The following is a 21,851-nucleotide window of genomic DNA, read 5'->3' as shown; positions in this document are numbered from 1 at the left end:
CCTAACTCCCGATGAAATCGTTTATTTGACTTTCGAACTTCGCGAACTCCTCGCTCTGCATGGCCGAGGCGTTCATGTTCTTGAACAGGGCGGCCAGGCGGAAGAAGAGGTCACGGGCCTCGTCCTTGTCGGTCACCTTGATTTCCTTGTCCATCAGCTCGAGCACCTTCTTGAAGGTATAGACCTGACGCTCCATGGTGTTGTAGGCGTCGACCTTGTCAAAGGCGTTCTGCTGCAGGTAGACCGAGTCCAGGAACTCCGCCTTCAGATAGATGATGAAGTCGGAGATGGAAGTGCCTTCCTCGCCGACGACGTCCATGCGTTTTTTGATCTCGTTGCCATCGAAGATCATGCGCTGGGCCTTGGCCACCGAAGCGATCCAAGCCGGATCGAGCTTGTCGAGACTGTCGCGCATCTGGTCGAGGTACTTGGACCACGAGATCAGCGGGTCGATGGCCGGGAAGCGGCGGGCGTTGGACCGGGCCCAGGTCAGGCCCAGGAAGGCGCCGACCACGGCCAGGGTGCCCTGGGTCACCGGCTCCTCGAAGTTGCCGCCGGCGGGCGAGACGGTGCCGATAACCGAAACCGAGCCGGTCTCGCCGCTTTTCAGCCGGACAAAGCCGGCCCGCTCGTAAAACTCGGCGATGCGCGACTGCAGGTAGGCCGGGAAGGCCTCCTCGCCGGGAATCTCTTCCAGACGGCCGCTCATCTCGCGCAGGGCCTGGGCCCAGCGGGAGGTGGAGTCGGCCAGCAGCAACACGTCCAGGCCCATCTGGCGATAGTACTCGCCGATGGTGATGGCGGTGTAGATCGAGGCCTCGCGGGCGGCCACCGGCATCGAGGAGGTGTTGCAGATGATGACCGTGCGCTCCATCAGTGTGCGCCCGGTGTAGGGGTCTTCCAAATGGGGGAACTCGCGCAGGGTCTCGACGACCTCGCCGGCACGCTCGCCGCAGGCCGCGACGATGATCACGTCCACGTCGGCGTAGCGGCTGATGATCTGCTGGAGCACCGTCTTGCCCGAGCCGAAGGGGCCGGGGATGCAGGCCGTGCCGCCCTTGGCGACGGGGTAGAACGAGTCGATGATGCGGCAGCCGGTGACCAAGGGCTCCACCGGCAACAGACGCTCCTCGTAGTCCTTGAGGGCGATCTTGATGGGCCAACGCTGCATCATGCACAGATTCTGCCGCGCGCCGCTTTGATCCTCGACCACCGCGATGGTGTCGACCACGGTGTAGTCGCCCTTGGCCGCCATCTCGACGATCTTGGCCTTGCCGATGAAGTTGAAGGGCACGAAGATCTTGTGCTCGAACTTGCCCTCGGGCACGCTGCCCAACATGTCGCCGGCCCCGACAACGTCGCCGACCTTGGCCTTGGGCGTGAAGTCCCACTTGACCTGGCGGTCCAGCGGATCGATGTAGACGCCTCGCTTAAGGAACAGGCCCGTGGCCTCCGAAAGCTTGGGCAGGGGGTTTTGCAGACCGTCGTAGATCTGCTGAAGGATGCCGGGGCCCAACTCGACGACCAGCAGGTCGCCGGTGAACTCCACCGCGTCGCCAACCTTGATGCCGCGAGTGTCCTCGAACACCTGGGCGTAACATTGGTCGCCGCGCACCCGGATTACTTCGCTTTTCATACGGCCGTCGGCGGTGACTATGTAGGCCACCTCGTTCTGGCGCACGTTGCTGTCAAACTGCACCGTGACCAAGTTGCCGTAGGCCGCTAACACTTTTCCCGTGGCGTTCATCTTATAGCGCCTCCCATCGCCTGACCCGAGCCATGGCTTCGTCTTCATTGAGGGCCAGCCGTTTTTCCAACATGGTCAACTTGAGCAGATAGGCCAAAAGGGCGTCGAAGGCGAAGGGATCCTGCCCCGCCTCCTCGTCCAGGAAATTCCACAAAATCTGCTCGTGGGCGTCTTGCATCTGTTGGGGATCCTTGGCGGCCAGCAACTTTTCCATGAAGGGGTAATCACCCCCCAGACCAAAATCCTCGGCTCGCGAGCGGGCGATGTTTTCGATCAGCTCGCCCTCGCCCACCAGATGGTCGGTCACGACCAGATTCTTCTCGCGGGCGCGCAGGGCGGCCAGGATGTTGCGCAGATCGCGCTCAAAGGCCAGATAGTTGCGCAGCAAACCGTTGCGCGCCGTGGCCATGGCGTGGTTGAAGTAGGCGGCGTAGAGGTCTTCCACCACCTTCGGACTGGCCAGCCGGCCCGGCTCCAGCTGCTCCATAAACGTTACAAGGAAGGCCGGGCCTTCCTTGGGGGATTTGATCTGTTCCCGCCAAAATTCAACGCCGTAAAGCGTGTGTTCCACCTCGGCGGGTTTGCCCGTCAACAAACGTTCCAGGACGAAGATATCCCCAGCCAAGAGGACGAGCTCGATATCGGCCCAATCCTCGCGGGCGTAAGCCTGGGGCTCGCCCAACAATTCGGCCAGGCTCACCCTGACTTTCTTGTCGTCGCGCTGGAGTTCGGGCAGATAGGTGGCCAGGAAGTAGTACTTCATTGCTGGGCCGCTTTCCCCACTTTCACGTTACGGAACATCTCGCGGAAGGCCGGCGACAAAAACCGCAGGAACAAGGCCAAAAACGCCTCGTCCGTGAAGTCCACGCGCACCTTGCCGGAGCCAAGCTCGACGACGAGCCCGTAACGCGCGCCGTAAGACTCCAGATCCTGGCTGAGCTTGACCTTGGCGCCCAAGCCCAACACGTAGCTCTTCAGAGACTCGCCAGCGTCCTTGCCCAGGATGATCTTCATATCGTCCTCGGGCGAACCAGCGGAGTAGTTCTCCACCAGCTTGGCGATCAGCCCCTTGAGCAGGGACTCGTCCGCCAGATTCTCGTCGAGCTTCTGGCGCAGAGGCAAGACGAGAAGGCTCTCCTCGACCTGGCTCTTCAGATTGGTTACAAACTGCGACGCGGCGATTTCCAGCGACGACTCCAACCGCTTTTTCAGGTTGTCGGCCTCGCTCTGCGCCTTGGTCACGACCGCCTCGGCCTCGGTCCGGGCCTGGGCCAGGATCCGCTCGGCCTCCTTCTCGGCCGAGGCCACGATCTGGCGGGCGCTATCTTCCCCGCTCTCCACGCCCTGCTTACGCAGAACATCGATCAGTTCTTGCAATTTGGCATCCGCCATTGCCTCTAAACCTCCTGGCTATTCCATACTCCCCCGACGCCCGCACCTCGCGGGCAAGGCTCATCTCCCTGCCGCCGCGCGGCATGGGGGGTGTTTGCCTTTGGATCAACGTGGCATATAGTCTGCGCATCAGCTTGCGACGTCAAGCACAAAATGCCCTTTTCCCCCGCCACCCCATAAATAGTTTTACCCATTTTTGGATGAGCACTTATACCCAGGCCGCCACGCCCAATCACCGTCGGTATCGTTTTAGCTTTTCTTTACAAATAGATGCCTCGAACGATCCATGAATGTCCGGCCAAAACGGCCGCCATCGTCGCGCCGAGCCCATCCGAGCAGCCATTGACAAGAAAAGAATATGCGATATGCTTATACACCCGCAAGAGAGAATTTTTTCACGAGCGCCCGCCGCCCCAAAAAATGGCCAGGGCCCGCCGTGTCACGCCGACCCATTAAACCACACGCCAACCACCCCGTGGCGGCTTTTTTATCAGCCAACTCCCTTTCGGCGGCATTTTCCGCCGGGCCACCACATCCAAAATTAAATCCAAGAACCCGCGTAGCCGCCAACGCCGGCGCTAGGGCCGCCCGGCCCCATTCGTGGTATGGTTAGGCCCTCGAGGCGCGCAACCACATGCGGGGCTTTGCATGGCCGATGTGCTTTTCTCGCTGAAAAAAATCGCGGGGCTGCTTTTGCTGCCGGTCGGGCTGGTCTGCCTGCTGTGGCTGACGGGGGCGCTCCATCTGCCGTGGCCCGGCAAGCGGCGGCGAGGCCTGACGCTCATCCTGCTGGCCGGGGCGCTGTTGGCCGCCCTCTCCCTGCCGGCCACGGGCCGGGCGCTATTGGCCCCGCTGGAGCGCCAGGCCGGGCCATACGCCCAGCCCATGGCGCTGATGGCCGCCGGGGCCATGGATATCGTGGTGCTGGGCGGCGCCCAGCAGGCCGGTGAACTCTCGGCCGCCGATCGCCTTTCGGCGGCGTCGCTGCGCCGCGTGGCCGAGGGCGTGCGCCTGTGGCGGGGCGTGCCCGGGGCCAGGCTGATTTTCTCGGGCGAGGCCAGCGACGGCCGCAGCAGCGTGGCCGCCGACATGGCCGAGATGGCCACGCGCCTGGGAGCGCCCTCGGCCTCCATCGTCGTCGACGAGGCCTCCCGCGACACCGCCGACCAGGCCGCCATCCTGGCCCGCGACCTGGGCGCGCGGCCCTTCGCCCTGGTCACTTCGGCCGCGCACATGCCAAGGGCCCTGACCATGTTTCGCGCCCAGGGTCTGCGGCCCCTGCCCGCCCCGGCCGATTTTCGCTGCGCCACGGGCGATGACCCGGCCTATCGCCGCTTCATGCCCCAGGCCCAGGGCCTGCTGATGTCCCAAGACGCCATCTATGAATATCTGGGCCTGATGTGGGCCTGGCTGCACGATTTCTGGGCCGCCGAGCGGCCGCGCGCGGCGGACGCGTCGTGATCGCGCTCCCCCCCGAGCGCTTCGAGGTGATCGTCGTCGGCGGTGGGCACGCCGGCTGTGAGGCCGCCTTGGCCGCCGCGCGCATGGGCCGCCAGACGCTTTTGATCACCATCAATTTGGAGCACCTGGCCGCCCTGAGTTGCAACCCCGCCGTGGGCGGCCTGGCCAAGGGCCACCTGGTGCGCGAAATCGACGCCCTCGGCGGCGAAATGGCCAAAAACACCGACGCCACGGGCATTCAGTTCCGTCTGCTCAACCAGGGCAAGGGCCCGGCCGTCTGGTCCAGCCGCGCCCAGGTGGACATGGATCGCTACCCCCGGCGCATGCGCAAGGTCATTCTCAATCAGCCGCGCCTGTGGGTGCTCGACGCCAAGGCCCGCGGCCTGATCGTGCAAAGCGGCCGCGTCGGCGGCGTGATCACCGATCGCGGCCAGAGCGTGAGCGCCCGGGCCGTGGTGCTGACCACCGGCACGTTTTTGCGCGGGCTGATCCACGTGGGCCTGAAAAACTGGCCCGCCGGCCGCATGGGCGACCCGGCCGCCAACGCCCTCTCCGACCAACTGCGCGCCCTGGGCCTGAACCTGGGCCGGCTCAAGACCGGCACCTGCCCCCGCCTCGACGCCCGCAGCGTCGATCTGGCCAGCCTGCCCGCCCAGCCCGGCGACGAAACGCCGCGCATGTTCAGCTTTCTGAGCCAAGGCCCCACGCTGGAGCAGCGGCCCTGCTGGATCACCCACACCACCGAACGCACCCACCGGATCATCCGCGGCGGTCTGCATGAATCGCCGATGTACGCCGGGGTGATCACGGGCGTGGGCGCGCGCTATTGTCCGTCGATCGAGGACAAGGTGGTGCGCTTTCCCCAGCGCGAGAGCCACCAAATTTTCCTGGAGCCCCAGGGCCTGGACAGCGGCCTGATCTACCCCAACGGCATCCCCACCTCCCTGCCCCTGGCCGTGCAGGAGGCCATGGTCCACAGCCTGCCCGGCTGCGAAAACGCCTTCATCGTGCGCCCCGGCTACGCCATCGAATACGATTACGCCGACCCCCAGGACCTCAAGCCGACCCTGGAGTCCAAGATCGCGCCGGGGCTCTACCTGGCTGGCCAGATCAACGGCACCAGCGGCTACGAGGAGGCCGCCGCCCAGGGCCTGTGGGCCGGGATCAACGCGGCCCTGGCCGTGCGCGGCGAGGGGGCCTTCGCGCCCGACCGCTCCCAGGCCTACATGGCCGTCTTGGTTGATGACCTGATCACCAAGGGCACCCGCGAGCCCTACCGCATGTTCACCTCGCGGGCCGAGTATCGCCTGAGCCTGCGCGAGGACAACGCCGACCTGCGCCTGACCGAGCTGGGCCGGGCGGTGGGCCTGGTCGACGACGAGCGTTGGGCGGCGTTTTCGGCCAAGCAGGCGGCCCTGGGCCAGGCCCGCCAGTTGTTGGATGCCGTGCGCGTCAATCCCAGCCGCCAGGTGCTGGAGGCCTTGTCCGAATTGGACACCGGCGCGCTGAGCCGGCCGCTTTCGGCGGCCCAGGTGCTGCGCCGACCGGGCATGGACCTGGCCATGCTGGCCCGCCTGGACCCGGCGTTGGAGCCCTTGACCACGCTGCCGCCAGAGGTGGCCGAACAGTTGCGGATCGAGGCCAGCTACGCCGGCTACGTGGAGCAGGAACGTCAGCAGGTGGAGTTGTTCCGGGCCAGGGAGGCCCAGGTCATCCCGCCGGAGTTGGACTACGCCCAGATTCCCGGCCTCAGCCGCGAGGTGGTGGAAAAGCTGGCCCGCGTGCGGCCGGCCAACATCGGCCAGGCCGGACGCATCAGCGGCGTGACCCCGGCGGCGCTGGCCATCGTCAGCTTGCACGCCACGCGTCTGCAAGGGCGCGGCGATTGAATGGGCTTGTGCGCGGTCCGGGTTTGCGCTATATTCCTCCATCTGGCAACTATTTGATTATCGTCGTGATCCGCCTTGCGGGGCGGCGCGGTTTTTTGATGGGGCGGCCCGGTGATCCAGCGCAAGAAAAACCACGTGGGCAACACCGGCCTGCAAGCCGGCGTGGCGGCCATGGTCCCGATGTGGATCAGCCCCAACATGCTCACAATCATGCGCATCTGCATGACGCTGTGCATCCTGCTGGTCGATGTTTTCGCGGCCAGTCTGTGGTGGGTGCTGGTGATGGGCTTTTGCGCGGGCATGAGCGATTTCGTCGACGGCGCGGTGGCCCGGCAACGAGGGCAAATCACCCAGTTGGGCTCTTATCTCGACCCCTTGGCCGACAAGATCCTGGGCGCGGTGGTGGGCTTCATCCTTTGGCGGCGGGGGGTGTTGCCGACGCTGCCGCTGGCGCTGGTCTTGGCCGCCGAGGGCCACGCGCTGCTGCTGCCGATCCTGCACGTGCTACGTCGACGTTTCCAGGGCCGGCCGATCACGCCCCTGCCCAAGGTGCGGGCCAATGTCTGGGGCAAGTGGAAATTTGGCGCGCTGGCCTGGGGCATGGCCTTCATGATGTTGGGCGCGTTGTTGGACTGGCCCTTTGGCTTGGGCTTTGGCGCCTTTGGCGTGTGGCTGGCGGTGGTCCTGGGCTGGATCGCCTTCGCGCGCTACACTTACGACTGGTTCAAGGAACAGTGGAACTGACCACGAGGGGCCGAAATGGCTAGTGAAGGCGCGCCCATCCCCAAGGACGGCGACATCTATCTAGAAAAACACCAGGGCAAGGTGGGCACCGGCGACACCGAGCGCAACTCCGTCATCGAAACCTATTGGGTGGCCCACCCCAAGGACGGCGGCATGGTCATGCTGGAGTTGCTGGACATGAACCACCAGCCCAGCGGCTACAAAGAGACCGTGGACCTGGCCGAATTCGCCAAGCGCTTTCGGCATGTGCCGGATTTCCACCCGGAGCAACTTAGCCCCAAGGAACGCCAGGCCGACCGCCACTCGGCCCGGGCCGAGCGCCATCTGGCCGAGCAGGAGTTCCTTTCGGCCGAATACGAGTTCAATCGCTCGCTGAAGGTCGACGAGCAGAACGTGCGGGCCAACTTCGGCCTGGGCCAGACCTACGTGGCCATGGGCGAGCCCGAGAAGGCCAAGGAGCAGTTCAAGAAGCTGGTGGAGATCGACGCCCTGCTGGACCCGCGGCACAAGCATATTTTCAATGAGTTTGGCATGCAACTGCGCAAGCTGGGCATGTTCGCCGAGGCGGTCAAGCATTACCACAAGGCCCTGCAGATCGAACGCTACGACGAAAACCTGTGGTTCAACCTGGGGCGGGCGCTGATCGACGGCGGCCTGGTGGAAAAGGGCAAAGCAGCCCTGGACCGGGCGCTCAAGCTCAACCCCAACATGCCCGAGGCCAAGGTTCTGCTGGCCGCCCTGGAAAAAAAAGGCCGCTGAGGCCGCTTCTGGAGCACATCGATGATCGCCATCATAAACTATGAAGCCGGCAACCTGACCAGCGTCGAGCGGGCCTTGCGCGGGTTGGGGGCCGACTGCCTGATCACCCAGGATCTGGCGCGCATCGCCGACGCCGAGCGGGTGATTTTCCCCGGCGTGGGCGCGGCCGGCTCGGCCGCCGAAAGCATGCGCCGTCTGGGCCTGGACCGGGCCCTGCGCCAGGCCCTGGCCGCCGGCAAACCGATCATGGGCATCTGCCTGGGCACCCAGATCATCTTCGAGTCCAGCGAGGAAGGCGACGCCGTCTGCCTGGGCCTGCTGCCCGGCCAGACCATCCGTTTCGCCGACGGGCTGACCGACGAGGACGGCCGGGCCATCAAGATCCCCCACATGGGCTGGAACAGCGTGCGTTTGCTGCGGCCGCACCCGGTTTTCGCCGGCGTGCCCGCCGACGCCGAGTTTTATTTCGTGCACTCCTATCACCCGGCCCCGGCCAGGGCCGAGGACATTGTCGGCCAGACCTTCCACGGCCGCGATTTCGCCTCGGTGGTGGCCCGCGACAACCTGGTGGCCATGCAGTTCCACCCGGAAAAATCGGGCCGGCCGGGCCTGCAAATCCTGCGCAATTTCATCGCCTGGGACGGCAAGGAGGCCGCCGATGCTATCTAAGCGCATCATCCCCTGCCTGGACGTACGCGACGGCAAGTTGACCAAGGGCATAAAGTTCGAGGGCAACGTCGACATCGGCGATCCCGTGGAGATGGCCGCCTTTTATTACGAGCAAGGGGCCGACGAACTGGTCTTCTACGACATCACCGCCAGCCACGAACGCCGCGGCATCATGCTGGAGGTGGTGCGGCGAGTGGCCGAGACGATCTTCATCCCCTTTTCGGTGGGCGGCGGCCTGGCCGGGCTGAACGACATGTACGACGTTTTGGCCGCCGGGGCCGAGAAGATCAGCGTCAACTCCCAGGCCGTCAAGAATCCCGATATCATCGGCGAGGGGGCCAAGCGCTTTGGCAACCAGTGCGTGGTGCTGGGCATGGACGTGCTGCGGGTGGATAAAACACCCCAAATACCCAGCGGTTACGAGATCGTCATCCACGGCGGGCGCAAGCGCATGGGCCTCGACGCCGTGCAATGGGCTCGCCAGGCCCAGGATCTGGGCGCCGGCGAGATCTGCCTCAACAGCATCGACGCCGACGGCACCCGCCAGGGCTACGAACTGGACCTGACCCGCCTGATCAGCCAGGCCGTGACCATCCCGGTCATCGCCTCGGGCGGCGCCGGCGAGCCACGGCATCTGGCCGACGTGCTGCTCCAGGCCCACGCCGACGCGGCGCTGATCGCCTCCATGACCCACTACGGCCACTACACCATCGCCCAAATCAAAACCTACCTTGCCGCCCAAGGCGTCAAGGTGCGCGGCCACTGGTAGGCCGCCGTCAGCGAGGGGAAAAGCCATGATCGCTCCGGCCGACCTTTTCAACCTTGAAGGATTGACCCACGCCCAGCTCTTCGACGGCCTCGACCAAGTCTGGCTGGCGTTGGACCGCATCCAAAACCTCTCCGCCCAACTGGCCGAGCGCGACGGCCACACCGGTCGCGTGCTGCGCGTCAGCTTCGGCGAGGTCATGCCCATCACGGTGGTGCTGCACCGGGGCACGGTCTACGAGGACAACTTCTGCCTGCTGGGCGGCGACCCGACCAAGGGCGGCATGTGCGTGGAGTTGGCCGGCTGCAAGGTCTACGACGCGGTGGTGGTCCACGCCGGCGCGGCGATCATGAGCGACGACATCCACCTGGCCCCCGGCGTCAAGGTCGAGCCCGGCGCGCTGCTCAAGGGGCCTTGTCACCTCGGCCCCGGCGCCGAGGTGCGTCAGGGCGCCTACATCCGCGGCGCGGCCCTGGTGGGGGCCGGCTGCGTGGTCGGCCACGCTACCGAGTTGAAAAACGCGGCCATGCTGGACGGGGCCAAGGCCGGCCATTTCGCCTATCTGGGCGATTCGATCCTGGGCCGCGACTGCAACCTGGGCGCGGGCACCAAGTTGGCCAACCTCAAGATAGTCGACCGGCCCCACCGCCTGGTGGTGGGCGAACAGACCCACGTCGTGCAGCGCCGCAAGTTCGGGGCGATCATGGGCGACGGCTGCGAAACCGGCTGCAACAGCGTGACCAACCCCGGCGTGATCCTGGGCCGGCGCTGCATGGTGGCCCCCTGCGTCTCGGTGGCCGGCGGCTATTACAAGCCGCGCGCGATCATCCGCTGAGTTTGGCCGCATCGCCGTTGCAGGCAACGCGGTCTGGCCAAAGCGGCCCGCGCCTGCTGTTTGTCGAGCCCTATCTGACGGCCAGCCACCGGGCCTTTGCCCAGGGGCTCATGGCCCACGTCCCCGCCCGCTGGACGCTCCTGGGCCTGCCGGGACGGCATTTCCGCTGGCGCATGCGCGGGGCGGCGCTGTTCCTGGCCCAGGAAGCCGCCGCGGCCCTGTCCCAGCCCTGGGACGGCCTGGTTTGCTCATCGATGCTGGGCCTGGCCGAACTGCGCGGCCTGGCCCCGGCCCTGGCCAACACGCCGGCCCTGGCCGTGTTTCACGAAAATCAACTGGCCTACCCCGCCCCCGGCGCGGCCGATGAAAATCTGCGTCGCCGCGACCTCTACCTGGCCTTCAGCAACCTGGCCACGGCCAAGGCCGCGCGGCGGGTGGCCTTCAACTCCCAGTTTCACCGGCGGCAGTTCCTGGAGGCGGCCCGGAATACCCTGGCCCGCCTGCCCGACATGATTCCCCAGGGCCTGGTGGATGAGCTGGCCCAAAAGAGCCTGGCCCTGCCCGTGCCCGTCGAGGACGCCGAGGCGGCCCCGGCCCTGGCCGCTCGCCAAGGGCCGCGCGCCGGGCGGCTGCGCCTGCTGTGGAATCATCGCTGGGAGCACGACAAGGGCCCCGAGGAGCTGTTCGCCGCCCTGTTCGCCCTGGCCGATCAGGGCCTGGACTTTCACGCGGCGATCATGGGCCCCCGCCCGGCGGCTTGGCCCAAGGTCTTCGATCAGGCCGCCGACCGGCTGGGCGAGCGCCTGGCCCACATCGGCCCGCAAGATAGGCGCGAGGATTATTGGCGCTGGCTGGGCTGGGCCGACGTCGTCGTCAGCACGGCCCGCCAGGAATATTTCGGGTTGTCGGTGGCCGAGGCGGTCTGGGCCGGCTGCATGCCCCTGGTTCCCGACGCGCTGGTCTATCCCGAGCTTTATCCGGCCCGCTGCCGTTATCAACCGGGCCAACTGGCCCCGGCCCTGGCCGTGTTGATGGCCCGGCCCGCCTCGGTCAGGGCCGAAGACTGGCGGCCGCTGGCCCAGTCGTTCACCTGGCGCGCCCAGGCCGGGGCCTGGCGCCAACTGATCACGGAGGTTGTCGGCCGATGATCGCCATGCGAAAGCCCCACAAACAGATCACCGACCAGGCCCGGATCGAGGCCATCCTCGACCAGGCCCCGGTCTTGCGCCTGGCCATGTGCCGCGACGGCCAGCCCTATGTCACGCCGCTGAATTTCGGCCGCCTGGGTCAGCGGCTCTACGTTCACACCGGCCGTCAGGGCCTGAAGATCGATTTCATCGCCGCCAACCCCCGGGTCTGTTTCGAGGTCACCAGCCTGGCCGAGCCCGCGCCTGGCCCCACGCCATGCCAGTGGGATTGGCGCTATCGCAGCGTGATCGGCTTTGGCCGGGCGGTGGTGGTGGATGATCCGGCCGAGAAGCAGGCCGGCCTGGCGGCCATCGTCGCCCACTACGACCCCGAGGCGCGGCCGGATTTCCCGCCCGAAAAGATGGCGTTGGCCCTGGTGCTGCGCATAGAGGTGGAGTCGCTGACGGCCAAGGCCAACCTGGCCTGAGGCGGCTTCAGGCCAGGCGCACGCGCAGGATCTCGTGGAAGGCGTCGGCCTTTTCGACCACGACCCTCAGCGCCTGGCCGGGTTTGAATTCGGGTTGGCCGCCGCCGCGCGGCAGGCTGGTGAGCATCATGATGTCGGTGAGCAGGATCGACCAGCGGCGCATCTGCGGCTCCATGACCAGGGCGTCGAGTTCCTGGCCCTTGCGGGCCTCCAGCCACCTTAGCAGCCAATAGCGCTGACGCATGTTGCGCGCCCGGCCGGCCCGCCGCACCGTCGCGTCGACTTCCTGGGCCAGTTCCTTGAGCCGACTTTTGGCGTAGACCGGCCCGCGCCCGGCCAGCACCGCGCCCAACTGCCGCTGGACGATCAAGTCGAAATAGCGACGGATGGGGCTGGTGACCTGGGTGTAGGGATCGACGCCCAAGCTGGAATGCAGGCCGGGCTTGGTGGTCAGATCGGCGGGGTTGAGCAGGCGGCGCTGGCTGAAATGCAGATAGATGTCCTCGGGCTGGCCTTCCCGAAAGGGCTCGGCCGGCGGCGATTGGCGGCGATAGAGGCACGGGGCTTCGTGATCGCGCAGATGCCTGGCCGCCAGCCAGTTGGCCAGGATGGCCGTCTCGGCGACCATCTCGCGGCTGGCCCCCTCGCGGTCGATGCGCCGCACGTAGACCTGGCCCAGTTCGTCGACGCCGACGATGACCTCGGGCAGGGGCAGAAAATAGGCCCCGGCCCGGCCGCGCGCGGCCTTGAGGGCCTGGCAGATGGCGTGCATGCCCTTCAGGCGCGGGTCGGAGTCGAGCAGATAATCGGCCTCGTCGTAGGTGATGCGCCGGGCAACGCGAATGACGCTGCGCACGATTTCGTAGTCGAGCACCTGGCCGTCGGCGTCGAGGCGCGCCAGCGTGCTGATGGCCGGGCGCAGTTGGTCCTGGCGCAGGGACAGGGCGTCCTCGCTGAGGCTGGGCGGCAGCATGGGGATGCGGTCGTCTGGCATGTAGATGCTGGTGCCGCGGCCCCTGGCCTCCAGGTCCAGGGGTGAATCGGGCGCGAGCACGGCCCCGGCGTCGGTGATGTGCACGCCCAACACGCCGCCGCCGCCTGGCTCGGGCTCGAAGGAAAGGGCGTCGTCGAAATCGGTGGTGAAGGCCCCGTCGATGGTGAAAACGTGCATGTCCGTCAGGTCGCGGCGGGTCTTGTCCTCCAGGGCCGGCTCCAGGTCCACCTGGGCGGCGGCGGCCAGCGCGGCGTGATCAAAGGCCCTGGCCACGCCGTCTTTGAGCAGGGGCAGGTTTTCGTGGGGCGAAAAGCGGCCCAGGCGCACCAGCAGGTCAAAGACGTTCTTGCGGCCGCCCAGCTCGGCCAGGGCCACGATCTCCTTGGCCCGCTTGAGGTTGGGCGCGTCATCTTCGAAAACCACCAGATCGGCCAAAAGGTCGAGCAGGCCGTCCGGCGCCGGCGGATAGGGGCCATTGTCGGCCAGGCCGCGCAGATAATCCACGGCCGCGTCGACCTGTTCGCGGCGGGCGTCCTCGCGCTGGGACTGGAGTTGCTTTTGCTCCAGTTGTTCGGCCGAAAGGGGAACAAACTGTTCGCCGGCCATCTTGAAGTGCCAGCGTTCGTTGAACAACGCCCGCAACGTGGCCGAAAGGTGATCGCCCTCCAGCGGGCCGCTGTGGGCCAGGCCGGCCAGGTCGGCCAGCGAGAGCGGCTCGGCCTCCTCGGCCACCAGCTCCCACAGCCCGGCCACGTCCACGTCTTGGGCCAGGCCCTCGCGGCGGACCTCCACCTCGCGCAGGCGCTCGACCAGGGCCTGGCGGTTGCGCCCGGCCAGGCCGCCGCCGGCGGTCATGAGCAAAACGCGGCCCTGGGGCAAGGAAAGCTCCTTGTCGGCGCTGGTCAGGACGTTGAGCTTGGTTTTTTTGGCCGACTGCACAAAGGCCAGGCATAGCCTGTTTTTATCAATGAATTCGACTAGCTGACCTACGGGGTCGGACATATTGGGCTATCACTTCCGCGGCGGGTTAAGAGGTCATTCAGTGTACCGACTGGCCAGGGCAGTGTCAACTTGCCACGGGGCGCAATCTGGCCTGGATGAACCGGGGCGCTGCGGTTAAACTATCGCCGATGTAGACATCGACACCAGCCCCGCGGCGCGCCCGCGGGCCGCGAGCATCGGGAGCCCCCGCATGAAAACACCGCGCATCTGGTTGGCCGCCGCCTTGATTGCCTTGTGCGCCCTGGGCGCCCAACCGTCCTGGTCCATGGACTTCAACCGGCCCACCCTGGAGGGCCAGGCCCTCAGCCTGTCCCAGTTCCGGGGGCGGGTCGTGCTGCTGGACTTTTTCGCCACCTGGTGCGGCCCCTGCACCCAGGCCATGCCCAAGCTGCGTCAGTTGCAAAGCGCCTATGGCCACGCCGGGCTTTCCATCGTCGGCTACAGCGTCGACAGCGGAGGCCTGGAGGCCGTGGGGCCCTACGCCGCGCGCAATCGGCTCAACTTCCCCGTGGTGCTGGGCAACGCCGCCGAGGCCAAGCGCATCGCCGGCGTCACCGCCCTGCCCACCACCGTCATCATCGATCCCGAAGGCCGCGTGGCCGCCCGCTTCGAAGGCCCCGTGAGCAAGGAACGCCTGATCGGCGTGATCAAACCCTACCTGCGCGAGGGGGCCGCCCCGGCTCCACCGGCGGCCAAGGTCGAACTGCGGGCCAACGGGGCCAATCGTTTCAACCGCGTCTGGGTCACGCCCAACATGCTTTTTCAGGGTCAACTGGGCCTGTTTGTCCACACCGTGGTCGATGTCTCCGACCTCTACACCAAACAGGGCCTGTGGCTTGGCATCACCATGACGCCAGAAACCATTGCTCCCGACGGTTCGACCAGGCCACAGGGCCCGCCGGTCACCAAGTACCAGCGCGTCGACGAGGCCTGGCGCAAGCATTTCATCCTGTTCCTGACCTGTGGCCAAATGCCGCCCATGACCGGTCGCGGGGCCTATCGCAGCCAAATTTTCTTGCTGGGGCCGGGGCAGAAGGTCATCGAACGCAGCGAGGATTTCTGGATCTCCGACGAATGCCAGACCGGCGCGGCCGGCTCGCCCAGCCAGTTCGAGGAAGCCAAGATGGACTTTGGCGGCGGCGGCCCGCGCAAGACGGGCATGGTGGGCAAATGGCGCTGGGCCGGCCAGGATCGCCTGCGCGGGGCCTGGCTGACCGGCCCCACCGTGCACCAGGGGCGCAGCGGTCTGTTCGTCCACGTCGAGGCCGATTTCAGCCAGGACGACCTGAAACGCGGCCTGGCTCTGGGACTGGATTTCGCCGGCGCGGCCCAGGGCCGCTCCGCCACGCCACGGGCCGAAAGCCGCCTGGTGCAGTTGGTCGAGGCCGACAATCCCGGCTATTATATAATGTTTATCGGCTGCGACCAACTGCCGGCCCAGGTGGCCGGCGGCGACGGGGCCATGTGGGTCAGCCTGCTGGCCGGGCCGGAGCGCCAGGAACTGGAGCGCTCGGGTGTCTTCATCATCGATGAAGCCATCTGCGACGGCCGGGCCGCCAGCCAAACATCGGGCGGCCGTCAGCGCCGCTCGGGCATGGCCCCCGGCGACGACAGCCCGTGGGGAGGTTTCTGAGCCGTTTTGCAATCGGCCAACCAAATCGTGGCCAGCCTGGCCAAGCGCCACGCCTGGGGCCTGATCGTGGGCTTCGCGGCCCTGTTGGCGGTGGATGTCCTGCAACTCTGGACGCCGCGCCTGATCAAAAGCGCGGTCGATCAACTGACCCTGGGCCAGGCCACGCAAAGCTCGCTGGCCTGGCTGGCGGCGGCGGTGCTGGGCCTGGCGGCGGCCATCTCGCTGCTGCGCCTGTTGTGGCGGCCGCTGCTGTTCGGCTTTGCCCGCCGCGTCGAGACCGCCATTCGCCAGCGCATCTTCGAACACGTCCAGCAAATGCACCTGGGCTACCTGGACGACCAGCCGCCCGGCGAAATCATGGCCCGGGCCACCAACGACCTCAACAATATCCGCATGTCGCTGGGCATGGGCCTGGTGGCGGCGGTGGACGGGGCGATCATGGGCGCGGCGGCCATCGGCTTCATGCTCTACCTCAGCCCCACCCTGACCATCCTGGCCCTGATCCCCATGCCCCTGATCGCCATCGCCGGCCGCATGGTCGGCCGCCAGATGCACGGCGGCTTCATGGCCGTGCAGGAGTCCTTCGCCCGCATGACCGAACAGACCCGCGAGGCTCTGTCGGCCATCGGCCTGGTCAAGGCCTTTGCCCTGGCCCGGCGCGAGGAGCAACGCATGGCCCAGGCCGGCCGGGAGTACTTTGCCCAAAACATGCGCCTGGCCCGGCTGATGGCCGTATTGTTTCCGCTGTCGTCGTTTTTCACCAGCCTGAGCCTGGCCGTGGTCATCGGCGCGGGCGGCCCGCTGGCGGTCTTTGGCCAGATCACCGCCGGCGATTTCGTGGCCTTCACGGCCTATCTGGGCCTGCTGACCTGGCCGATGATGGCCCTGGGCTGGGTGATCAGCCTGATGCAACGAGGCCGGGCCTCCATGCAGCGGGTCAGCGAAATCATCACCGCCCGGCCGGCGGTGAGCGATCCGGCCCAGCCCGAGGCCCTGGATCCGGCCACGCCGCTGGATCTGGAAATCCGCGACCTGAGCTTCCGCTACCCCGGCGCGGCCAACCCGGCCCTGGATCGGGCCAGCCTTTTTGTCGAGGCCGGCCGGGCCACGGCCCTGGTCGGGCCGGTGGGCTGCGGCAAATCCACGGTGTTGCGCCTGTTGACCCGGCTTTACGATCCGCCGCCGGGCGCGGCGCTGATCCAGGGCCGCGACGTGCGCGCCCTGGCCCAGGACGAACTGCGCTCCCGCGTGTCGCTCTCGCCCCAGGAGGCCTTTGTTTTCTCCACCTCGGTGCGCGAAAACCTGGCCCTGGGCCGGCCCCAGGCCAGCGACGACGAACTGTGGGCCGCCCTGCGCGCCGCCGATCTGGCCGAGGATATCCGCGCCCTGCCCCAGGGCCTGGAGAGCGAGCTGGGCGAGCGCGGCCACACCCTCAGCGGCGGCCAGCGCCAGCGCTTGGCCCTGGCCAGGATATTGCTCATCGACCCGCCGGCGCTGTTGCTCGACGACCCCCTCTCGGCGGTGGACACCGCCACCGAGCGGCGCATCCTGGCCAACCTGGCCGAACTGCGCCGCGGCAAAACCACGCTCCTGGTCAGCCACCGCCTGGCCTCGGTGGCCTTTGCCGCGCGCATCTTCGTGATGGACCACGGCCGGGTGGTCGAAAGCGGCGACCACGCCACGCTGGTGGCGGCCGGCGGGCTCTACCAGAGCCTTTTCGCCGAACAGGCCCTGCTGGCCGAGTTGGAGGGTTAGCATGGCGCCGCCGGCCGATTTCGGCTACATGGAAGAAGGCCAGCTTGGCCGTCCCTACAATATGCGCCTACTGGGCCGCTTGATCGCCTATCTGCGGCCGGCCAAGGGCTTGATCGTCGGGGCGGCGGTGTTGGTGCTGATCGGCACCGCCCTGAACCTGGCCCTGCCCTACGTCACCAAAACGGCCATCGACGGCCATATCGTGCGCCAGGCCTTGGCCGTGCGGCCCGAAAAAGCCGCGCCGGACCTGGCCCCGGACATGGCCGCCCTGAACGCGCTGGGCTTGCTTGACGCGGGCGGAGAGAGTTTCGTCGCCGAGGCCGCCCTGCGCGAGTTGGACCCCAGGCAGAGCGCCCGCCTGCGCGCCGCCGGCGTCATCGGCGCCGAACCCTATTACATCGCCGCCGCCGGGCCCCACGCCGAGCAAGCCGCCCGCGCCCGGCCGGAGCTTTTCGCGCGCGGCCAAGACGTCTGGCTGATCCGCGCCGCCGATCTGACCAAACTGCCCGAGGCCGAACTGAAGCAGCTGCGCGGTCCCGACGCCCACGGCCTGATCCTGCTGGGCGCGCTGTTCGCCGGCCTGGCCCTGGGCGGGCTGGTGGTGGAGTATGTCCAGTCGATGCTCTTGGAGCGGGCCGGCCAGATCATGACCTTCGACCTGCGCCAGGAGCTCTACGCCCACGTCCTGGGCCGCTCCAGCGCCTTTTTTTCGCGCAACCCCCTGGGCAAGCTGGTCACCCGCCTGACCAACGACGTGCAAAACATCAACGAGATGTTCCGCTCGACCCTGGTCTCGCTGATCCAGGACATGTTTTTGCTGGTGGGCATCATGGCCACGTTGTTTTTCCTGGATGTGAGCCTGGCCCTGGTCTGTCTGGCGTTGACGCCGCTGATCGCCATCATGGCCTGGATTTTCGCCCGCCAGGCCCGCGAGGCCTTTCGCCAGTTGCAGGGGCATCTGGGCCGCATCAACTCGTGGCTGAGCGAGACCATGGGCGGCCTGGCCGTGGTCAAGCTGCTGGGCGCCGAGGCGGCCGGCGCGCGGCGCTTCCAGCGGCTCAACGAGCAATATTTTCAGGCCGGCATGCGCCAGATCAAGGTCTTTGCCGTTTTCATGCCCCTGGCCGAGCTTTTCTCCAGCCTGGCCGTGGCCTTGATCCTCTGGCACGGCGGCGGCCAGGTGATCCAGGATCGCCTCAGCCTGGGCGCGCTGGTGGCCTTTCTCAGCTACATGCAGATGTTTTTCCGGCCGGTGCGCGACCTGGCCGAGAAATACAACATCCTGCAAGCGGCCATGGCCAGCGGCGAGCGCATCTTCATGCTTTTGGACGACGACGACGCCCTGCCCGAGCCCGCCCAGCAGCTATCCGAAGCGCCGGGGCCGGGGGAGGCGCGTTTCCGCGACGTGAGCTTTGGCTACGATCCGGCCCGGCCGGTGGTCAAAAACGTCGATTTCGTCATCCCCGCCGGCCAAAGCTGGGCCGTGGTCGGCCCCACCGGCGCGGGCAAAACCAGCCTGACGGCGCTGCTGATGCGCTTTTACGACCCGCAAAGCGGCGCGGTGGAGATCGACGGCGTGGATCTGCGGCGCATGAGCCGCCGCGACATCGCCAGGCGCGTGGCCATGGCCCCCCAGGAGGTGATCATCCTCTCGGGCAGCATCGCCGACAATGTTATCATGGGCCGCGAGGACGTCGGCCCGGCCGAACTGCGCCAAGCCCTGGAGATCAGCGGCGCGGCCACCTTCGTCGACGAACTGCCCGACGGCGCGCGAACCATCCTGGGCGAGGGCGGCCGCCAGCTCAGCGCCGGCCAGCGTCAGTTGCTCTCGCTGGCCCGGGCCCTGGCCGGCCAGCCCCGGGTGCTGGTGCTGGACGAGGCCACCAGCTCGGTGGACCCGGCCTCCGAGCGGCTGATCCAGCAGGCCCTGCCACGGATCATGGCCGGGCGCACCAGCCTGGTGGTGGCCCACCGGCTCTCGACCGTGCGCCACGCCGACAACATCCTGGTCATGCAGCGGGGCCGCGTCGTCGAACAGGGAACCCACGAGCAATTGGCCGCCGCCGGCGGGCTCTACGCCCGCTTGGCGCGCCTGGAGGAAATCAAAGCGAAAGGGGGCGCGTGAGATGGACCTTGGCATAAAAGACAGAACCGCGTTGATCGGCGGGGCCAGCCGGGGGCTTGGCCTAGCCGTGGCCCAGGCCCTGGCCGCCGAAGGCTGCCACGTGGCCATCTGCGCCCGCTCGGCGGGCCAACTGGAAGAAGCCGCCGAGCGCATCGCCCAACAACACGGCGTGCGAGCCCTGTGGCGGGCCACCGACCTGGGCGACGGGCAATCGGCCCACGAAACGGGCCTTTGGGCGCTGGAGCACTTTGGCGCGGTGGATATTCTGGTCAACAACAACGGCGGACCGCCGCCGGGCCAGTGGGCCGACTTCGACCAGGAACACTGGCGGGCCGCTGTGGAAAAGACGCTCTTTTCGGCCCAGGCCATGACCAGGGCCGTCCTGCCCAAGATGCTGGAGCAAAACTGGGGCCGCGTCATCAACCTGACCAGCATCAGCGTCAAGCAGCCCCTGCCGGGGCTGATGCTCAGCAACGCCGTGCGGGCGGCGGTGGTGGGCTGGGCCAAGAGCCTGGCCGACGAGGTCGCGCCCTTTGGCGTGACCGTCAACAACGTCTGCCCGGGCTGGATCCTCACCCAACGGGTGCAGGATATCCTCCAGGCTCGCAGCCAGGCCAGCGGTCAGAGCGCCGAGGACATCCTGGCCGGCGTGCTGGAAGGCATCCCGGCCCGGCGCGTGGGCCGGCCCGAGGAAATCGGCGCCCTGGCCGCCTTCTTGGCCTCCAATCAGGCCGCCTACATCACCGGCGCGTCGTTGGCCATCGACGGCGGCCTGTGCCGGGCCATGCTCTAACGAGGCGTCAGACCGCGATTTTGGCCCGTTTGGGCGATGCGGGCGACCGGCCGGTTTGCTACGCTCTGGCCAGACAATAGCCCATCAGCCAAAAGGAGCGCCAATGATCGAACTTGTCAATCACCTGGAAATATACAAGATTCTGCCCAAGACCAACTGCCGCGAATGCCGCCTGCCCACCTGTCTGGCCTTTGCCGTGGCCGCCATGAAGCACGACAAAAAGCTCTCCGACTGCCCCTATCTGGCCAAGGACGTCCTGGAAAGCCACCGCGTGCGCGGGGCCAAGGCCGAATCGTCCGACGACGACTATCTGGCCGCCATGAAGGTTCTGCAACAAAAAGCGGCCGGCCTTGATCTTGGCCAGCGGGCGGAGATCGTGGGCGGGCAATACGCCGACGGCCGGCTGACCATGCGCGTTTTGGGCAAAAACTTCTACGTGGAAGATTCCGGCTTCGTGGCCAGCCAATGCCACACCAACTATTGGCTGGCCGTGCCGATCCTCAACTACGTGCTCTCCAGCGCCGGCCGCGAGCCGGTGGGCGAGTGGCTGCCGCTACGCGATCTGAAGCACGGCGGCGAGGATTGGTGGCGGTTGTTTGGCCAGCGCTGTGAAAAGCCGCTGAAAAAGCTGGTGGACGAATACACCGGCCTGATGGAGCTGATCATCGATATCTTCGACGGCCGACCGGCCCCGGATCAGTTCAACTCCGACTTGGCCGTGATCATCCATCCCCTGCCCAAACTGCCGCTACTCATCTGCTATTGGCAAAGCGAGGAAGGCATGGAGTCGTCGCTGAACCTGTTTTTTGACCGCAGCGCCGAACAGAACCTGATCATCGACTCGATCTACACCCTTTGCACGGGCCTGGTGATCATGTTCGAAAAAATCGCCCGAACTCACGGCAAATAGGCCCGACGGGCCTCAGGCGGCAGCGCAGGCGGCCAGGGCCTCGGCCAGATCCAGCGAGCCCTCGTAGATGGCCCGGCCGGTGATGAAGCCAGCCAGGCCCAGCGGGGCCATGGCCAGCATGCGCCGCACGTCGGCCATGTCGTGCACGCCGCCGGCGGCGATCACCGGCCGCGAGACGTGAGCGCACAAACGGGCTGTCGATTCCAGGTTGGGCCCGGAGTGCATGCCATCGCGGGAGATGTCGGTGAAGACGATGGCCGCCACGCCGGGCGCGTCAAAGCGCTTGGCCGCCTCCAGATAATCCAGTTCGCTGGTCTCCAGCCAGCCGGAGACGGCCACCTTGCCGTCGCGGGCGTCGATGCCGATGACCACCCGCCCCGGAAAGCGCTCCACCGCCTCCAGCGCCACCTCGGGCTGGCGGGCGGCCAGCGTGCCCAGGATCACCCTGTCCACGCCCAGCTCCAACGTGGCGGTCAGACCGGCCAGATCGCGCACGCCGCCGCCCAGTTGCACCGGAATCTCCAGCGCCCGGCAGATGGCGGCGATCACCGCCGCGTTGGCCGGCCGGCCTTGCACCGCGCCATCCAGATCGACCACGTGCAGGCGCTGGGCCCCCAGGTCGGCCCAGCGTTTGGCCATGGCCACCGGGTCGTCGGAAAAAACAGTCTCATCGTCCATGCGGCCCTGGCGCAGGCGCACGCAACGGCCGCCCTTCAAGTCGACGGCCGGAATGGCTTCCATGATGCTTGTCTCCACGCGCCC

At 67.0% G+C, this 21,851-nt stretch carries 19 protein-coding genes; 14 read left to right on the top strand and 5 right to left on the bottom strand.

Features of this window, described 5'->3' with window-relative positions:
* Position 1: 1 nt before the first annotated feature.
* Genes DEBA_RS07230 through DEBA_RS16950 form a run of 3 tightly spaced genes read right to left on the bottom strand, consistent with a single transcriptional unit; the run spans position 2 to position 3,139 of the window.
* A complete protein-coding gene (locus DEBA_RS07230) occupies positions 2 to 1,747 on the bottom strand; it encodes a V-type ATP synthase subunit A (protein ID WP_013258267.1) in 1,746 nt (581 codons plus the stop codon).
* Position 1,748: 1 nt separating this feature from the next.
* Positions 1,749 to 2,510: a DUF2764 family protein gene (locus tag DEBA_RS07225; RefSeq protein ID WP_013258266.1), complete on the bottom strand. Its 762-nt coding sequence runs from the start codon at positions 2,508 to 2,510 to the stop codon at positions 1,749 to 1,751.
* The gene (locus DEBA_RS16950; RefSeq protein WP_013258265.1) at positions 2,507 to 3,139 is read right to left on the bottom strand and encodes a H+transporting two-sector ATPase E subunit; all 633 of its coding nucleotides are present in this window, start codon (positions 3,137 to 3,139) and stop codon (positions 2,507 to 2,509) included. Before DEBA_RS16950 ends, DEBA_RS07225 begins: the two co-directional genes overlap by 4 nt.
* 648 nt (positions 3,140 to 3,787) lie before the next feature.
* Here DEBA_RS16950 and DEBA_RS07215 point away from each other — a divergent pair.
* The 9 genes from DEBA_RS07215 to DEBA_RS07175 all read left to right on the top strand — a co-directional run bounded on the left by DEBA_RS07215 (position 3,788) and on the right by DEBA_RS07175 (position 11,877).
* A complete protein-coding gene (locus DEBA_RS07215; protein WP_013258264.1) occupies positions 3,788 to 4,600 on the top strand; it encodes an ElyC/SanA/YdcF family protein in 813 nt (270 codons plus the stop codon).
* Positions 4,597 to 6,489, top strand: a complete 1,893-nt coding sequence (mnmG, locus tag DEBA_RS07210) for a tRNA uridine-5-carboxymethylaminomethyl(34) synthesis enzyme MnmG (protein ID WP_013258263.1) — start codon at positions 4,597 to 4,599, stop codon at positions 6,487 to 6,489. The genes DEBA_RS07215 and mnmG overlap by 4 nt, the downstream gene beginning before the upstream one ends.
* A gap of 111 nt (positions 6,490 to 6,600) precedes the next feature.
* On the top strand, positions 6,601 to 7,233 hold the full coding sequence (locus tag DEBA_RS07205; protein ID WP_013258262.1) for a CDP-alcohol phosphatidyltransferase family protein: 633 nt from the start codon (positions 6,601 to 6,603) through the stop codon (positions 7,231 to 7,233).
* A 15-nt stretch (positions 7,234 to 7,248) separates the two neighbouring features.
* Positions 7,249 to 7,992 (top strand): tetratricopeptide repeat protein, encoded by a 744-nt coding sequence (locus DEBA_RS07200; protein WP_013258261.1) that lies wholly within the window; start codon positions 7,249 to 7,251, stop codon positions 7,990 to 7,992.
* Positions 7,993 to 8,013: 21 nt separating this feature from the next.
* Entirely contained in the window at positions 8,014 to 8,661 is a 648-nt protein-coding gene (hisH, locus tag DEBA_RS07195) for an imidazole glycerol phosphate synthase subunit HisH (protein ID WP_013258260.1), read from the top strand.
* On the top strand, positions 8,651 to 9,430 hold the full coding sequence (gene hisF, locus DEBA_RS07190; RefSeq protein WP_013258259.1) for an imidazole glycerol phosphate synthase subunit HisF: 780 nt from the start codon (positions 8,651 to 8,653) through the stop codon (positions 9,428 to 9,430). The genes hisH and hisF overlap by 11 nt, the downstream gene beginning before the upstream one ends.
* Positions 9,431 to 9,455: 25 nt before the next feature.
* On the top strand, positions 9,456 to 10,262 hold the full coding sequence (locus tag DEBA_RS07185; protein WP_013258258.1) for an LbetaH domain-containing protein: 807 nt from the start codon (positions 9,456 to 9,458) through the stop codon (positions 10,260 to 10,262).
* A gap of 17 nt (positions 10,263 to 10,279) precedes the next feature.
* Complete coding sequence (locus tag DEBA_RS18345) at positions 10,280 to 11,410, top strand: tRNA-queuosine alpha-mannosyltransferase domain-containing protein (protein ID WP_013258257.1); 1,131 nt, start codon at positions 10,280 to 10,282, stop codon at positions 11,408 to 11,410.
* A complete protein-coding gene (locus DEBA_RS07175; RefSeq protein WP_013258256.1) occupies positions 11,407 to 11,877 on the top strand; it encodes a pyridoxamine 5'-phosphate oxidase family protein in 471 nt (156 codons plus the stop codon). The genes DEBA_RS18345 and DEBA_RS07175 overlap by 4 nt, the downstream gene beginning before the upstream one ends.
* Before the next feature lie 7 nt (positions 11,878 to 11,884).
* On the opposite strand, the gene DEBA_RS07170 is transcribed toward DEBA_RS07175, so the two are convergent.
* On the bottom strand, positions 11,885 to 13,873 hold the full coding sequence (locus DEBA_RS07170) for a ribonuclease catalytic domain-containing protein (protein ID WP_013258255.1): 1,989 nt from the start codon (positions 13,871 to 13,873) through the stop codon (positions 11,885 to 11,887).
* 190 nt (positions 13,874 to 14,063) lie between these two features.
* On the opposite strand from DEBA_RS07170, the gene DEBA_RS16945 reads away from it, so the two are divergent.
* The 5 genes from DEBA_RS16945 to DEBA_RS07145 all read left to right on the top strand — a co-directional run bounded on the left by DEBA_RS16945 (position 14,064) and on the right by DEBA_RS07145 (position 21,089).
* Positions 14,064 to 15,506 carry a TlpA family protein disulfide reductase gene (locus tag DEBA_RS16945; protein WP_013258254.1) on the top strand — a complete coding sequence of 481 codons (1,443 nt, stop codon included), beginning with the start codon at positions 14,064 to 14,066 and terminating at the stop codon, positions 15,504 to 15,506.
* A gap of 6 nt (positions 15,507 to 15,512) precedes the next feature.
* Entirely contained in the window at positions 15,513 to 17,261 is a 1,749-nt protein-coding gene (locus tag DEBA_RS07160) for an ABC transporter ATP-binding protein (RefSeq protein WP_013258253.1), read from the top strand.
* Between the two features lies 1 nt (position 17,262).
* Positions 17,263 to 19,386, top strand: coding sequence for an ABC transporter ATP-binding protein (locus DEBA_RS07155; protein ID WP_013258252.1), 2,124 nt, complete (start codon positions 17,263 to 17,265; stop codon positions 19,384 to 19,386).
* A gap of 1 nt (position 19,387) precedes the next feature.
* Positions 19,388 to 20,179 (top strand): SDR family oxidoreductase, encoded by a 792-nt coding sequence (locus tag DEBA_RS07150; protein WP_013258251.1) that lies wholly within the window; start codon positions 19,388 to 19,390, stop codon positions 20,177 to 20,179.
* A 103-nt stretch (positions 20,180 to 20,282) separates the two neighbouring features.
* On the top strand, positions 20,283 to 21,089 hold the full coding sequence (locus tag DEBA_RS07145; RefSeq protein WP_013258250.1) for a DUF3786 domain-containing protein: 807 nt from the start codon (positions 20,283 to 20,285) through the stop codon (positions 21,087 to 21,089).
* Between the two features lie 12 nt (positions 21,090 to 21,101).
* On the opposite strand, the gene hisA is transcribed toward DEBA_RS07145, so the two are convergent.
* On the bottom strand, positions 21,102 to 21,830 hold the full coding sequence (hisA, locus tag DEBA_RS07140) for a 1-(5-phosphoribosyl)-5-[(5-phosphoribosylamino)methylideneamino]imidazole-4-carboxamide isomerase (RefSeq protein ID WP_013258249.1): 729 nt from the start codon (positions 21,828 to 21,830) through the stop codon (positions 21,102 to 21,104).
* Between the last annotated feature and the right edge of the window lie 21 nt (positions 21,831 to 21,851).

It is taken from the genome of Desulfarculus baarsii DSM 2075 (genome assembly GCF_000143965.1).
In the GTDB taxonomy this organism is placed as follows: Bacteria; Desulfobacterota; Desulfarculia; order Desulfarculales; family Desulfarculaceae; genus Desulfarculus; species Desulfarculus baarsii.
This window is presented reverse-complemented; position numbering and strand designations above follow the sequence as displayed.

Coding starts and splice junctions, on each gene's coding strand:
- DEBA_RS07215 (WP_013258264.1), top strand. CDS start 3,788: ATGGCCGATGTGCTTTTCTCGCTGAAAAAAATCGCGGGGCTGCTTTTG.
- hisH (WP_013258260.1), top strand. CDS start 8,014: ATGATCGCCATCATAAACTATGAAGCCGGCAACCTGACCAGCGTCGAG.
- DEBA_RS16950 (WP_013258265.1), bottom strand. CDS start 3,139: ATGGCGGATGCCAAATTGCAAGAACTGATCGATGTTCTGCGTAAGCAG.
- DEBA_RS07145 (WP_013258250.1), top strand. CDS start 20,283: ATGATCGAACTTGTCAATCACCTGGAAATATACAAGATTCTGCCCAAG.
- DEBA_RS07225 (WP_013258266.1), bottom strand. CDS start 2,510: ATGAAGTACTACTTCCTGGCCACCTATCTGCCCGAACTCCAGCGCGAC.
- DEBA_RS07175 (WP_013258256.1), top strand. CDS start 11,407: ATGATCGCCATGCGAAAGCCCCACAAACAGATCACCGACCAGGCCCGG.
- hisF (WP_013258259.1), top strand. CDS start 8,651: ATGCTATCTAAGCGCATCATCCCCTGCCTGGACGTACGCGACGGCAAG.
- hisA (WP_013258249.1), bottom strand. CDS start 21,830: ATGGAAGCCATTCCGGCCGTCGACTTGAAGGGCGGCCGTTGCGTGCGC.
- DEBA_RS16945 (WP_013258254.1), top strand. CDS start 14,064: ATGAAAACACCGCGCATCTGGTTGGCCGCCGCCTTGATTGCCTTGTGC.
- DEBA_RS07230 (WP_013258267.1), bottom strand. CDS start 1,747: ATGAACGCCACGGGAAAAGTGTTAGCGGCCTACGGCAACTTGGTCACG.
- DEBA_RS07200 (WP_013258261.1), top strand. CDS start 7,249: ATGGCTAGTGAAGGCGCGCCCATCCCCAAGGACGGCGACATCTATCTA.
- DEBA_RS07170 (WP_013258255.1), bottom strand. CDS start 13,873: ATGTCCGACCCCGTAGGTCAGCTAGTCGAATTCATTGATAAAAACAGG.
- DEBA_RS07155 (WP_013258252.1), top strand. CDS start 17,263: ATGGCGCCGCCGGCCGATTTCGGCTACATGGAAGAAGGCCAGCTTGGC.
- DEBA_RS07150 (WP_013258251.1), top strand. CDS start 19,388: ATGGACCTTGGCATAAAAGACAGAACCGCGTTGATCGGCGGGGCCAGC.
- DEBA_RS07185 (WP_013258258.1), top strand. CDS start 9,456: ATGATCGCTCCGGCCGACCTTTTCAACCTTGAAGGATTGACCCACGCC.